Raw genomic sequence first — 14,195 nt, forward strand, 5'->3', positions numbered from 1 at the left:
TTTTTGCTCATTCAGACATCTTTTTCTCAGGTAACAGTATTTGATGGATAAATTCGACTCTCATCGCCGTAAGTTACTGGCATTTGGCGGAGCGGCGCTTGGTTTGTCGCTTCTGCCGGGCCAGGCTTTCGCTACACTTTCTACTCCCCGCCCTCGCGTCCTGACTCTTAATAATCTGCATACCGGTGAGACCCTGAAAACCGAGTTTTTTAACGGTACCAGCTATGACAAGGATGAGTTATCGCGTCTTAATCACTTTTTCCGTGATTACCGGGCAAATAAAGTGAAGAGTATCGATCCTAAACTTTTCGATCAGCTTTATCGCCTGCAGGCGATGCTGGAAACGCGTAAACCGGTGCAGCTTATTTCTGGTTACCGTTCACGTGCCACCAACAATGAACTGCGCGCACACAGCAGAGGGGTGGCGAAACATAGCTACCATACTCTCGGCCAGGCAATGGATTTCCATATCGAAGGCGTTTCTCTGAGCAATGTACGCAAAGCCGCATTAAAAATGCGCGCAGGTGGTGTAGGATATTACCCCAGCAGTGACTTTGTACACATAGATACCGGCCCGCTAAGGACCTGGTAATCAGGAGAAATTCCGGCAGCCCCGTGTTAGCCGGTAACGGAGTGTTATGGATTATCACATTATTCCCGTGACGGCATTCGCGCAGAATTGTTCGTTAATTTGGTGTGCGGAAACGCAGCAAGCCGCGATTGTTGATCCGGGTGGCGATGCCGAAAAGATTATCCGCGCGGTCACAGAACAGGGCGTTAACGTAACGCAAATTCTGCTGACCCATGGTCACCTCGACCATGTTGGCGCTGCGGCAGAGCTGGCGGCGCATTATGCGGTGCAGATTATCGGCCCGCAGAAACTGGATGCCTTCTGGCTGGAAGGACTGCCTGCACAAAGCCGGATGTTTGGTTTAGCGGAGTGCGCGCCGGTAAACCCGGATCGCTGGCTGGAAGAGGGGGAAAGCGTTCAGCTTGGCAATATCACCCTCGAGGTGCTGCATTGTCCGGGACATACGCCGGGACATATTGTATTTTTCGACCGCGCTGGACGTCTGCTGGTTTCTGGCGATGTGATTTTTAACGGTGGTGTCGGCCGCAGTGATTTCCCGCAGGGTGATCATCAGGCATTAATTGACGCGATTATCACCAAATTGCTGCCGCTGGGTGATGATGTCACCTTTATTCCGGGTCACGGACCGATGTCGACACTCGGTCATGAACGGGTGAGTAACCCCTTTCTGCAATAATAATATATTTACGGGCGGCGAAAACGCCGCCCCTACAGCATGGGATCTTTTGTAGGGGCGGCGTTTTCGGCACCCGTTTAAATATTACAGCACTGCGACAATCGCTTCGCACAGTGGCGCCATATTATCCGGCGTCATCCCCGCGACATTGACGCGTCCTGAATTTACCGCATAAACGCCAAACTCTTCACGCAGACGGATAACCTGATCTTTCGTCAGACCGCTGAATGAGAACATACCGTTCTGGTTGATAATAAAACCGAAATCACCTTTGGCGCCTTTCTCCTGCAGAGTATTCACAAACAGCTGACGCATACGCTGAATACGTTGACGCATATCGGTCAGTTCCTGCTCCCAGATAGCCCGCAGCGCGTCATTACCCAGAATAGTGGCAACCACTGCCGCACCATGTGCCGGTGGGTTAGAGTAATTAGCACGAATGGTGGCTTTTACCTGACTGAAAGAGATATCAGCAACCGTGGCTTCGGTGGCAACCAGCGTAAAGGCGCCTACGCGCTCATTGTAGAGGCCAAAGTTTTTTGAGTAGGAACTCGCCACCAGCAGTTCTTTATGGCTGCCAGCAAAGATACGCAGGCCTTCAGCGTCCTCTTCGAGACCACGGGCAAAGCCCTGATAGGCGAAATCAAACAGTGGCAACCAGCCACTCTTCAGTGATAACTCTGCCAGTTGCGCCCACTGTTCGGTGGTCGGGTCGATACCGGTTGGGTTATGGCAGCAGCCATGGAACAGCACCACATCACCGGCTTGCGCTTGCGCCAGGCTGGCGATCATACCGTCGAAATTCAGCTGATGATTTTCAGCGTCATAATAATCGTATTCGCACACTTCCAGACCGGCAGATTCGAAGACGTTTTTATGGTTTGGCCAGCTTGGGTTGCTGACCCAGATACGTTTTACTGACGTCTGGCCAGCAAGAAAATCGGCAGCCACACGCAGCGCTCCGGTACCGCCGGGAGTCTGCGCCGTACGGGCGCGTTTGCTGGCAATAATCGCATTGCCTTTACCAAACAGCAGTTCCTGCGTGCAGTGCGCGAAATCGGCCAGGCCATCGATGCTCAGGTAGTTTTTGGTGGTTTCGTTTTCCAGCAGAAACTGTTCCGCTTTTTTCACGCTGGTCAGAACCGGGGTTTTGCCGGTTTCATCTTTATACACACCAATGCCGAGATTGATTTTGTTTGGGCGGTCATCGGCGCGGAAAAGATCGGCTAAACCAAGAATAGGGTCGGCGGGTGCAGCTGCAATGTTTTCAAACATAGAAGAGGGTCCGTAAGCTTAATCTAAAGCGAATTGAGACCTCAGGTTAACGCCAGAATGGACAAATGCCAACCGTTTGCGACAAAAAGAAAAGCCTGTATCGCATAAATAAAAACGGAGCCTTGCGGCTCCGTTTTTATGCGGCGGTGAGGGGCGATTACTCGCGCGTCACGCCAGCCAATTAGAACTGGTAAACCAGACCAACTGCTACAGTGTCATCAGAGCCAAGGCCCAGGGCGTTGTCGCTGTCGAGCTGGTTGATAATGTAATCAACATAGGTAGACATGTTTTTGTTGAAGTAGTAAGTCGCGCCCACTTCGAAGTATTTGGTCAGGTCAACGTCACCGATACCTTCAACATCTTTAGCCTTGTTCTGCACATAGGCGATAGATGGACGCAGACCGAAGTCGAACTGGTACTGAGCTACAACTTCAGTAATCTGAGTTTTGTTAGCGAAGCCAGAAGTTCCACCGATACGGGTAGCATTACGGCCTTCAGCATAGGTTGCTGCCAGATAGATGTTGTTCGCGTCATATTTCAGACCTGCGCCCCAGAATTCAGCACGGTCGCCTTTGCCAAACTGAGCATCGTTCTGGTCGTTAGTACGATCCTGCGAGCTGTATGAACCTACGATACCCACACCGATTGGTGAAACATAAGAGGTTGAGAAGCCGTAGCCGTCACCGTTAGAGCGGCCCAGTTCGTCACGCTCGTTTTTGCCCTGGTACTGAGCTGCGAAGTCCCAGCCATCAACCAGACCAAAGAAGTTGGAGTTACGGTAAGTCGCTACGCCACCGGTACGGCCGGTCAGGGAGTCGGTCTGCGCTGAGTCGCCACCGAATTCTGGCAGCATATCGGTCCAGCCCAGCACGTCATAAGCTACAGCGTAGTTACGACCATAGTCGAATGAACCCGCGTCGCCAAATTTCAGACCAGCAAAGCCCAGACGGGTTTTGTTGCCAGCCTGTGCATCAACGTCGCTTTCTGAGTTGTTAGCGTTGAACTGGTATTCCCACTGGCCGAAACCGGTCAGGAATTCATTAATCTGAGTTTCACCTTTGAAGCCCAGACGAACATAAGACTGATCGCCATCTGGTGCATAGCCATCATCTTCATCAGAGAAGTAGTGCAGAGCAACCGCTTTACCGTACAGATCCAGCTTGTTGCCATCTTTGTTATAAACTTCTGCAGCGTTGGCCGCACCAGCAGCTAACAGAGCTGGGATAACTACTGCAAGAATGTTGCGCTTCATCATTTATTTATTACCCTCATTGGAGTTTATTCGGACACCTGCCACTGCCGTCAACAATTCTTTACAGAACTCTGAAGATAGTTTGGTGTCTTCCTGTGTCTGAACGCATCTTTCCATTCCGGGCTCGCTTAATCTACCCCGAAAATGCTACAAATCTCGCAATCTTGTTTCAGTGGGAAAATATGTATTACAAAATGTAAAAAATACGGAACTTTGTGAGACATCTCTAAATTTACAAAAATAAAAAAAGGTCAGCGAGGCTGACCTTAATATATATATGAATTTCTTATGTTTAATCCCGGAATTTAGAAACTCGCATTCCTTGGCGTACGTGGGAAGGGGATAACATCTCTTACATTTTGTACGCCGGTGACATAGGCGATTAATCGTTCGAAACCTAATCCAAAGCCTGAGTGTGGCACTGTGCCGTAGCGACGCAGATCACGATACCACCAGTAATCTTCTTTATTCAGACCCATCTCAGCAAGGCGGGCATCCAGCACATCCAGACGCTCTTCACGCTGCGAACCACCAATAATTTCACCAATGCCTGGTGCTAAAACATCCATTGCGGCGACAGTTTTGCCATCGTCATTCATACGCATATAGAAAGCTTTGATGTCTTTTGGATAGTTTTTAACGACCACCGGTGCTTTAAAGTGTTTCTCCGCCAGATAGCGTTCGTGTTCAGAAGAGAGATCGATACCCCATGAGACATCGTTTTCAAATTTCTGACCCGAGGCAATCAAGATATTGACCGCATCGGTGTAATCGACCTGGGCAAAATCAGCGGTTACAAAACGTTCCAGGCGAGAAATCGCATCTTTGTCTACGCGCTCGGCAAAGAAGGCCATATCATCGGCGCGCTCGTCCAGCACCGCTTTAAAGACATATTTCAGCATCGCTTCAGCCAGCGCCGCCGCATCATCAAGTGAAGCAAAAGCAATTTCCGGCTCCAGCATCCAGAATTCCGCCAGATGACGGCTGGTATTGGAGTTTTCCGCACGGAAGGTCGGGCCGAAGGTGTAGATTTTTGACAAAGCACTGGCGTAGGTTTCGCCGTTCAGCTGACCTGAAACCGTCAGGAAAGCCTCTCTGCCAAAGAAGTCTTCATTGAAGTCCACTTTACCCTGCGGGTCACGCGGCAGGTTTTCCAGATCGAGCGTCGAGACACGGAACATTTCACCGGCGCCTTCCGTATCGGAAGCGGTGATCAGCGGCGTCGACACCCAGAAGTAGCCATTTTCATGGAAGAAGCGATGCAGCGCCTGCGCCAGAGTATGGCGTACGCGGGTTACCGCACCGATAAGGTTAGTACGCGGGCGCAGGTGAGCCACTTCACGCAGATATTCGATGCTGTGGCGTTTGGCCGCCATCGGATAAGTATCCGGATCGTCCACCCAGCCAACCACTTCTACCGCGCTGGCCTGGATTTCAAACTGCTGGCCTTCACCCGGCGAAGCCACCACTTTACCGGTGATAATCACCGAACAACCGGTGGTCAGACGTAAAACTTCATCCTGATAATTATTCAGAGAATTATTTATAACAGCCTGAACGGGATTAAAGCAGGAGCCGTCATACACGGCGACAAATGAAATACCGGCTTTTGAATCTCTTCGGGTACGTACCCAGCCGCGTACGGTGACTTCGCTGTCAACCGCGACCCGGCCATGCAGTACATCCGCTACAGGCGCTACGCTCATAAATTTCTCTCTTTAATTGATCTGATTCGAAAATTAATCGTCCCGGATTTGGGACTATTGCTATGTTACTTGCCGTCAGACAGGACACAAGCAGAATTAGCGGCAGAAGATAAGATTTCTTAAGGGGATAGGCGGTGCAGGGGGCAAGACTGGTTGCCCCCGGCGGGCTTAACTGGCTTTTTTCACCAGCGGCAGATCAAAGGCTTTGCGCAGGGCACGCACAAAGGCCGGATCCTGGCAGATGGTTTTCCCCGGGCTGTCGGAGAGTTTCGCTACCGGCTTGCCGTTGCATTCCACCAGCTTGATAACGATATTCAGCGGCGTTACCTGCGGAATATCACAAGTCAGGCGTGTGCCAATCCCAAAGATGACATTGACGCGCTGGCCGAAGTGGCGATACAGGCTGACCGCTTTATCCAGGTCGAGATTGTCGGAGAACACCAGCGTTTTGCTGAGCGGGTCGATATCCAGCCGTTGATAATGGGCAATCGCTTTCTCTCCCCACTCCAGCGGATCGCCGGAGTCATGGCGCAGGCCCTGATAGCGGCCGGCAAAGCCCGCACCGAAATCACGCAGAAAAGCATCCATGGTAATACAATCAGTTAAAGCAATACTGAGCTGATCGTCATACTCATCCAGCCACGCCTGCAACGCCGCCCGCTGGCTGTTGGCCAGCACCGGACTGATCTGCTGATGCGCCTGGAACCACTCATGCGCCTGAGTACCCACTGGCGCGATGCCGAGTTTACGGGCGATATCGTAGTTGCTGGAACCGACCAGCCACGGGAACTGCTGTTGCAACGTGCTGACAATCGCCAGCTGCACGTCGCCGGAGAAGCGGCGGCGGGTGCCGAAATCCATCAGTTTAAAGCGTGACATATCGAGATCGGTGGTCAGCGCATTAAACGCCGCCAGCTTTGTCTGCAGGTGTTCGACCGCCATTTCGGTGGTCACCTGCGGCGAGCGGTGACGATGCACTACTTCACTGATCAGCGCCAGTAGCGGAACTTCCCACATAATCACTTCGCGCCATGGGCCGCTAATGCGGATATCCAGCTTGCCCTGATGATTACGTACCTGCACCTGGGCAGGGTCGTAGCGGAAGTCACGCAGCCAGTCGAGATAGTCCTGTTTAAAGAATGGCAGACCAGCGAGGTAAGCATACTCCTCGTCGTTCAGCGTCAGTGAAGCCATCAGCGCAATTTGCTGAGAAATCTCATCAGCATAAATGCCCAGCAGATCGTCACCCCGGCAGCGGAACTCAGCGGCAACGGTAACGTTGTGATAGCGATGAAACACGGCTTGCTGCATATGGAGCTTGTAGGCATCCGTATCGAGCAAGGTCGTCAAAATCGGGGAAGCGTGTCGTGTCATGGTGCGTTTCAGCATCCTCTCGCGCAGAGCGTTATCCCTGGTAATAAGTAATATGTCTCAATCAAGAGGCGAAGTATAACCGGATATTATATTTAATGAACCTCATCTCAGCACAATTCGGACTACCGGGTCGAGGTTAAAAAGTGCCATTGTTAATGAAATGTATCAATTATTGCGATTGAACCTATTCTGCGTGGCAACATGCGCGCAACAGGAATAGACTTGAATGGATTAACTTTTTATGACGTGAGAAGGATTCTATGACGCAACAGCCTCAAGCTAAATATCGCCATGATTATCGTGCGCCTGATTACACTATTACAGATATCGATCTGACATTTAACCTTGATGCCGCGACCACTCAGGTGACGGCGGTGAGCCGCATCAAGCGTCTGGGCGCCAGCGATACCGCCTTGCGCCTGGATGGCGAAGACCTGACGCTGATTTCGCTGGAGATTGATGGCCAGCCGTGGAGTCACTATCAGCTGGAAGAGGGTGTGCTGGTGATTGAACAGCTGCCTGAAACCTTTACGCTAAAAATTGTTAACGATATTCACCCGGATAAAAACACTGCGCTGGAAGGACTGTATAAGTCCGGCGAAGCACTCTGTACGCAGTGTGAAGCAGAAGGTTTCCGTCATATCACCTGGTATCTGGATCGCCCGGATGTGCTGGCGCGTTTTACTACCACGATTATTGCCGACCAGGCGCTGTATCCGTTCCTGTTATCCAACGGCAACCGCCTCGACAGCGGCAAAATGGAAGATGGCCGCCACTGGATGAAGTGGGAAGACCCGTTCCCGAAACCATGCTATCTGTTTGCGCTGGTGGCGGGTGATTTCGATGTGCTGCGCGACAGCTTTACCACCCGTTCCAGCCGTGAAGTGGCACTGGAGATCTATGTCGATCGCGGTAATCTCGATCGCGCCGACTGGGCGATGACCTCGCTGAAAAACAGTATGAAATGGGATGAGGATCGTTTTGGCCTCGAATACGATCTGGATATCTTTATGATCGTCGCGGTGGACTTCTTCAATATGGGGGCGATGGAGAATAAAGGCCTGAACGTCTTTAACTCCAAATATGTGCTGGCGAAAGCGGAAACCGCTACCGACAAAGATTACCTCGGCATTGAAGCGGTAATCGGCCATGAGTATTTCCATAACTGGACCGGCAACCGTGTCACCTGCCGCGACTGGTTCCAGCTTAGTCTGAAAGAGGGGCTGACGGTATTCCGTGATCAGGAGTTCAGCTCCGATCTCGGTTCGCGTGCGGTTAACCGTATCGATAATGTGCGTATTATGCGCGGTTCCCAGTTTGCCGAAGATGCCAGCCCGATGGCGCATCCGATTCGTCCCGATCAGGTTATCGAGATGAATAACTTCTATACCCTGACGGTGTATGAAAAGGGTTCGGAAGTGATTCGCATGCTGCATACGCTGCTGGGCGAAGCGAACTTCCAGAAAGGCATGCAGCTCTACTTTGAACGCCACGATGGCAGCGCCGCGACCTGTGATGATTTTGTGCAGGCGATGGAAGATGCTTCCAATATCGATCTGTCGCAGTTCCGTCGCTGGTACAGCCAGTCCGGCACGCCAGTGCTGTCAGTACGTGACGACTACAATCCGGAGCTGGAGCAGTACACGTTGCATGTTACCCAGATGACGCCGCCAACCGCCGATCAAAAAGAGAAGCTGCCGCTGCATATTCCGCTGGATATTGAGCTGTACGATGGCGAAGGCAAAGTGATCCCGCTGCAGCATAATGGTCATGCGGTTAATAACGTGCTGAATATTACCGAAGAGTTCCAGACTTTTGTTTTCGATAATGTTTACTTCCAGCCGGTGCCTTCGCTGCTGCGCGAGTTCTCCGCGCCAGTGAAGCTCGACTATAAATGGAGCGATGCGCAGCTGACCTTCCTGATGCGTCACGCCAGCAATGATTTCTCACGCTGGGATGCCGCACAGAGCCTGCTGGCGACTTATATTAAGCTGAATGTGGCGCGTCAGCAGCAGGGGCAACCGCTGTCACTGCCGCTGCATGTTGCAGATGCTTTCCGCGCGGTGCTGCTGGATGAGCATAGCGATCCGGCACTGATGGCGCTGATCCTGACGCTGCCGGGCGAAAACGAAATCGCTGAACTGTTTGAAACCATCGATCCAACAGCCATTGCTGCGGTGCGGAGTGCGCTGATGCGTACGCTGGCCACCGAACTGGCTGACGAACTGCTGGCGGTATATAACGCTAATCACAGCAGTGAGTACCGGGTTGAGCATGCGGAGATTGGTAAACGTGCGCTGAAAAACCTCTGCCTGAGCTATCTGGCGCTGGGCGATGCCACGCTGGCGGAAAAACTGGTGACTGCACAATATCAGCAGGCGAACAATATGACTGATGCGCTGGCCGCGATGTCAGCCGCCGTTGCCGCCCAGCTGCCGTGCCGTGAAGCGCTGCTGAGCGCCTTTGACGAGCGCTGGCATCAGGATGGTCTGGTGATGGATAAGTGGTTTATTTTGCAGGCCACCAGCCCGGCGGCGGATGTGCTGTCACGGGTGCGTGAACTGCTGCACCACCGTTCATTCAGCCTCAGCAATCCAAACCGCATTCGTTCACTGATTGGCGCTTTTGCTTCGGCGAATCCGTCAGCGTTCCATGCCATTGACGGCAGTGGCTATCAGTTCCTGGTGGAGATCCTCAGCGATCTTAACACCCGTAACCCACAGGTTGCGGCGCGGATGATTGAGCCACTGATTCGTCTTAAACGCTACGATGCGACTCGTCAGGGCTTAATGCGTCAGGCGCTGGAACAGCTGAAAGCACTGGATAAACTGTCCGGGGATCTTTACGAGAAGATTAGTAAGGCGTTAGCGTAACGCAGAAATGGAGCCGTTAACGGCTCCCCTACAGGTAGGGGCGGCGTTCTCGCCGCCCTCTATATTTTTACCGCTGTGCATAGCGCTTTTCCGGCTCAGCCGGTGGGCGCTTCATCACCCGATCCAGCACTTCCGCTTCCAGTTCCGCCAGCTTCGCCGAGCCGCGACGTCGCGGACGTGGCAGGTCAACCAGTAAATCCAGCCCGACATTCCCTTCCTCAATCAGCAGCACCCGATCGGCCATTGCCACCGCTTCGCTGACATCATGGGTCACCAGCAGCACGGTAAAATGATGCTGTTGCCAGAGCGATTCGATCAGCTCCTGCATCTCAATACGCGTCAGCGCATCCAGCGCCCCTAAGGGCTCATCCAGCAGCAGCAGTCCCGGACGATGAATCAGTGCGCGCGCCAGCGCCACGCGCTGCTTCTGACCGCCGGAAAGGGCCGCAGGCCACTCCTTAGCACGATCGGCCAGACCAACCGCCTCCAGCGCTTCCAGCGCCGAACTGCGCCAGGCTTTGCCGCGTAATCCCAGTCCGACATTATCAATCACGCTTTTCCATGGCAGCAGTCTGGCATCCTGGAACATCAGACGTGTATCGTCGCGTGCGTTTTTCAGCGGCGCGCTGCCAGCCAGCAGTTCACCGGCGCTGGTGGTTTCCAGCCCGGCCAGCAGGCGCAGCAGGGTGCTTTTGCCACAACCGCTGCGACCAACCACCGCCACAAACTGGCCGGAGGGAATATGCAGATTGATATTATTCAGAATGCAACGTCCGCTGTATTGCTTACTGACGCCATTGATCACCAGCGGCGTACCACTATTCAGACGTGCCGGAGAAGCTTGTAACTCACTCATGCGTTTTCCTCCTTCAGTTGATACGCCGGATGCCAGCGCAGCCAGACGCGCTCAAGCAGCAGCGCACTGACATCCGCCAGTTTACCCAGCAGGGCATAGAGAATAATGGCTACCACTACCACGTCAGTTTGTAAAAACTCACGGGCGTTCATCGCCAGATAGCCGATACCGGAGTTAGCGGAGATGGTTTCAGCCACAATCAACGTCAGCCACATCAGGCCAAGACCAAAGCGGACGCCGACCATAATCGACGGCAGCGCGCCCGGCAGGATCACCTGCACAAACAGGCTCCAGCCCGACAGACCATAGCTGCGCGCCATTTCCACCAGACCGCGATCAATATTGCGGATGCCGTGGTAAGTGTTCAGGTAGATCGGGAACAGCGTACCGAGCGCCACCAGAAAGATCTTCGCCGCTTCATCGATGCCAAACCACAAAATTACCAGCGGGATCAGCGCCAGATGCGGCACATTGCGCAGCATCTGCACTGAAGTATCCAGCAGACGTTCGCCCCAGCGCGACATACCGGTAATCAGCCCCAGCAGCAGGCCAATCGAGCCGCCGATGCTGAAGCCAATGACCGCACGCCAGCCGCTGATCGCCAGGTGTTGCCACAATTCACCGCTGGCGGATAAACGCCAGAAGGTAATAACGATATTTTCCGGTGACGGCAGAATGCGCGTCGACAGCAGCCCGGTTTGCGAGGCTATTTGCCATATCACCACTAATAACACCGGCAGCGCCCAGGGGGCGAGCTGGTGTGCCAGGCGGGTGCGTTTATTCCTCATCGTGACCTCTTAACTCTGCGAAACTTTCTGTGGTGCAAAGCCGTGGGCCACCGCTTCACCATGGGCAGAGATTTTGCCCGGTTGCGGGATCTGCGGCACGTTCAGATCAAGATGCGGGAACAGCAGTTCGCCAACCCGGTAAGCCTCTTCCAGATGCGGATAGCCGGAGAGAATAAAGGTCTCAATGCCGAGGTCGGCATACTCCTGCATCCGTGCTGCGACGGTTTCGCCATCCCCCACCAGCGCAGTACCGGCGCCACCGCGCACCAGACCGACACCGGCCCACAGATTCGGGCTGATTTCCAGCTTGTCACGCTGTCCGCCATGCAGGGAGGCCATGCGTTGCTGACCCACCGAGTCTGTGCGGGCAAAGGCCTGCTGTGCTCTGGCGATAGTGGCGTCGTCAAGATGGGAGATCAGTCGATCCGCCGCCTGCCACGCCTCTTCATTGGTTTCACGCACAATCACATGCAGGCGGATACCGAAACGCACGGTGCGGCCCTGTGCCGCCGCTTTAGCGCGCACGGTTTCAATTTTCTCTTTAACCAGTTCCGGTGGCTCGCCCCATGTGAGATAGACATCGACCTGTTCGGCGGCCAGATCCTGCGCGACATCGGAGGATCCGCCAAACCATAGCGGCGGACGCGGTTGCTGTACCGGTTTAAACATCAGTCGGGCGCCGCGGACGTGGACATGTTTGCCTTCATAATCGACGGTTTCGCCCTCCAGCACCCGACGCCAGACACGGGTAAATTCCGCTGACTCTTCATAGCGCTCGCGATGGTCGAGGAATACGCCATCGCCTGCCAGCTCTTCCGGATCGCCACCGGTCACCAGATTAAACAGGGTACGGCCATTGGAAAGGCGATCGAGCGTCGCCGCCTGGCGTGCAGCCTGGGTAGGTGAAATAACCCCCGGACGCAGCGCCACCAGGAAACGCAGGCGCTGCGTCACCGGGATCAGTGAAGCGGCCACCAGCCATGCGTCTTCACAGGAGCGGCCGGTGGGGATCAGGACGCCACTAAAACCAAGACGATCCGCTGCCTGCGCTATCTGCTGCAGATAGCCGTGATCGACCGGACGTGCGCCTTCATCGGTGCCCAGATAGCGGCCATCACCGTGAGTAGGCAGAAACCAGAAAACAGAAAGACTCATGATGTGCTCCTTTATTGAGTGACCGGCGCGTCGTGCCAGATACGATCGGCAATATTGACTTTCACCGGCATTAAATGGTTTTGATAGAACAGATCGGCAGTTTCCTGCTGGGCTTTCGCGGTCTGTTCGCTGACCGGCGCAATGGTGGTAGGCGGACGGTGGCTGAGATAGCTGGCCAGCACCGGTTTAGGTAATCCCATCGCTTTTGCCAGTAAATCGATGCTCTCTGCGGTATGCGAACGGGTCAGCGCATCCGCTTCGGTAAAGGTATCCAGTACCTGACGGATAAAGCCGCCATTCGCATTGGTAAAGCTGCGGGTGGCGAGGTAAAAAGAGCCGGTGCGCGTCAGATCGCTGCCATCCTTTAATACCCGTACATCACCCTGCAATAACGCGGCGGAGTAGTAGGGATCCCAGATCGCCCAGGCATCAACATCGCCTTGCTGGAAAGCGGCGCGCGCATCGGCCGGGGTGAGATAAGTGGCCTGAATGTCGTTAAAGCTCAGACCGGCCTGTTGCAGGGCGCGCAGCAGCAGATTGTGCGAGCTGGAGCCTTTCTGGAAGGCCACTTTATGCCCTTTCAGGTCGGCGACAGTTTTCAGCGGGCTGTTCTTCGCCACCAGAATCACTTCCGCCTGCGGTTTTGGCGGTTCGGAGCCGACATACAGCAGGTCGGCGCCGGCAGCCTGGGCAAAAATCGGCGGAATATCGCCGGTGCTACCCAGATCAATACTGCCGACATTCAGCGCTTCCAGCATTTGCGGCCCGGCCGGGAACTCCACCCATTTGATCTGCGTTTGCGGGAATTTCTTCTCCAGCAGCTGATGCGATTTCGCCAGCACCATGCTCACCGAACCTTTCTGGTAGCCAATACGGAACTGCGCAGGCGCAGCTTCGTCGGCGCTGGCCTGACTGCTAATCGTCAGCAGGGCGGTCAGTGCGGCGGCGGACAACAGAGTACGTAGTCCTTTCATTATTTTGCTTCCTTATACGGCGGTGGCCAGTGCATGATGACGGCGTGATAACGCGTGCCAGAAGGTTTCCAGCGATTCATCCAGGCGTGAAGCCAGCAACGGGCTGACTTCCGGATGACGGTCGTAATGGGTGATTTGCGTATCGTCGGCAAACACGCCGTGCAGTACTTCCTGCGCTTTCAGTGCGTTCAGCACCGGCTTCAGGGCGTAATCCACCGCCAGCATATGGGCGACGGTGCCGCCGGTCGCCAGCGGCAGCACCACTTTATGTTCCAGTGCGCGTTCCGGCAGCAGATCCAGCAGCGTTTTCAGCGCACCCGAGAAAGAGGCTTTATAGACTGGCGTGGCGACGATAACCCCGTCGGCGCTTTCCAGATCCTGTTTCAGCGCCAGCAGCGCCGGAGAGTCAAAACGCGCGTAAAGTAAGTCCTCAGGCTGGAAGTTGTGCAGATTCCATGGAATGACTTCGACGCCACGCTTTTCCAGCGCCGCCTGGCAGAGGGTCAATAGCGCCGTGGAGCGTGATGGATAGCGAGGGCTTCCCGCCAGAGTAATAACGCGCATTAAACACTCCTTATAACTAAAAGTTATTGATTAATCTTACTTCAGAACTGATGGCGTTATCCTGACAGAGGCGCGGGAGGGGTTTAAATGATTTATCCGGCAAATCTAAG

General features: G+C 54.1%; 12 protein-coding genes. 3 read left to right on the forward strand and 9 right to left on the reverse strand.

From position 1 onward, the window contains the following. Positions 1-43: 43 nt before the first annotated feature. The gene (gene mepK, locus J2125_RS19450; protein ID WP_017802476.1) at positions 44-592 is read left to right on the forward strand and encodes a peptidoglycan L,D-endopeptidase MepK; all 549 of its coding nucleotides are present in this window, start codon (positions 44-46) and stop codon (positions 590-592) included. A 46-nt stretch (positions 593-638) separates the two neighbouring features. Beyond that, positions 639-1,268: an MBL fold metallo-hydrolase gene (locus J2125_RS19455; protein ID WP_017802477.1), complete on the forward strand. Its 630-nt coding sequence runs from the start codon at positions 639-641 to the stop codon at positions 1,266-1,268. Positions 1,269-1,352: 84 nt separating this feature from the next. Here the strand turns inward: J2125_RS19455 and J2125_RS19460 are convergent, their stop codons facing one another. From J2125_RS19460 to pncB, 4 genes are all read right to left on the reverse strand, one after another. After that, positions 1,353-2,543, reverse strand: a complete 1,191-nt coding sequence (locus J2125_RS19460; RefSeq protein ID WP_017802478.1) for an amino acid aminotransferase — start codon at positions 2,541-2,543, stop codon at positions 1,353-1,355. A 181-nt stretch (positions 2,544-2,724) separates the two neighbouring features. Beyond that, positions 2,725-3,798 carry a porin OmpF gene (gene ompF, locus J2125_RS19465; protein ID WP_017802479.1) on the reverse strand — a complete coding sequence of 358 codons (1,074 nt, stop codon included), beginning with the start codon at positions 3,796-3,798 and terminating at the stop codon, positions 2,725-2,727. Between the two features lie 302 nt (positions 3,799-4,100). Then, positions 4,101-5,501, reverse strand: a complete 1,401-nt coding sequence (gene asnS / locus J2125_RS19470) for an asparagine--tRNA ligase (RefSeq protein ID WP_017802480.1) — start codon at positions 5,499-5,501, stop codon at positions 4,101-4,103. Between the two features lie 168 nt (positions 5,502-5,669). Next, positions 5,670-6,875, reverse strand: coding sequence for a nicotinate phosphoribosyltransferase (pncB, locus tag J2125_RS19475; RefSeq protein ID WP_026111889.1), 1,206 nt, complete (start codon positions 6,873-6,875; stop codon positions 5,670-5,672). A 260-nt stretch (positions 6,876-7,135) separates the two neighbouring features. Between pncB and pepN the strand changes: the two genes are divergently transcribed. After that, the gene (pepN, locus tag J2125_RS19480) at positions 7,136-9,748 is read left to right on the forward strand and encodes an aminopeptidase N (RefSeq protein WP_017802482.1); all 2,613 of its coding nucleotides are present in this window, start codon (positions 7,136-7,138) and stop codon (positions 9,746-9,748) included. Positions 9,749-9,815: 67 nt separating this feature from the next. Here the strand turns inward: pepN and ssuB are convergent, their stop codons facing one another. From ssuB to ssuE, 5 genes are read right to left on the reverse strand one after another with little or no spacing between them, the layout of a single operon-like run. Further along, entirely contained in the window at positions 9,816-10,604 is a 789-nt protein-coding gene (gene ssuB, locus J2125_RS19485) for an aliphatic sulfonates ABC transporter ATP-binding protein (protein ID WP_017802483.1), read from the reverse strand. Then, complete coding sequence (ssuC, locus tag J2125_RS19490; protein WP_017802484.1) at positions 10,601-11,392, reverse strand: aliphatic sulfonate ABC transporter permease SsuC; 792 nt, start codon at positions 11,390-11,392, stop codon at positions 10,601-10,603. The genes ssuB and ssuC overlap by 4 nt, the downstream gene beginning before the upstream one ends. Before the next feature lie 9 nt (positions 11,393-11,401). Then, positions 11,402-12,547, reverse strand: a complete 1,146-nt coding sequence (gene ssuD, locus J2125_RS19495) for an FMNH2-dependent alkanesulfonate monooxygenase (protein WP_017802485.1) — start codon at positions 12,545-12,547, stop codon at positions 11,402-11,404. An 11-nt stretch (positions 12,548-12,558) separates the two neighbouring features. Further along, the gene (locus J2125_RS19500; RefSeq protein WP_017802486.1) at positions 12,559-13,521 is read right to left on the reverse strand and encodes a sulfonate ABC transporter substrate-binding protein; all 963 of its coding nucleotides are present in this window, start codon (positions 13,519-13,521) and stop codon (positions 12,559-12,561) included. A 12-nt stretch (positions 13,522-13,533) separates the two neighbouring features. Then, a complete protein-coding gene (ssuE, locus tag J2125_RS19505) occupies positions 13,534-14,085 on the reverse strand; it encodes an NADPH-dependent FMN reductase (RefSeq protein ID WP_017802487.1) in 552 nt (183 codons plus the stop codon). Positions 14,086-14,195: the final 110 nt, after the last annotated feature.

It is taken from the genome of Winslowiella toletana (assembly GCF_017875465.1).
Classification (GTDB): domain Bacteria; phylum Pseudomonadota; class Gammaproteobacteria; order Enterobacterales; family Enterobacteriaceae; genus Erwinia; species Erwinia toletana.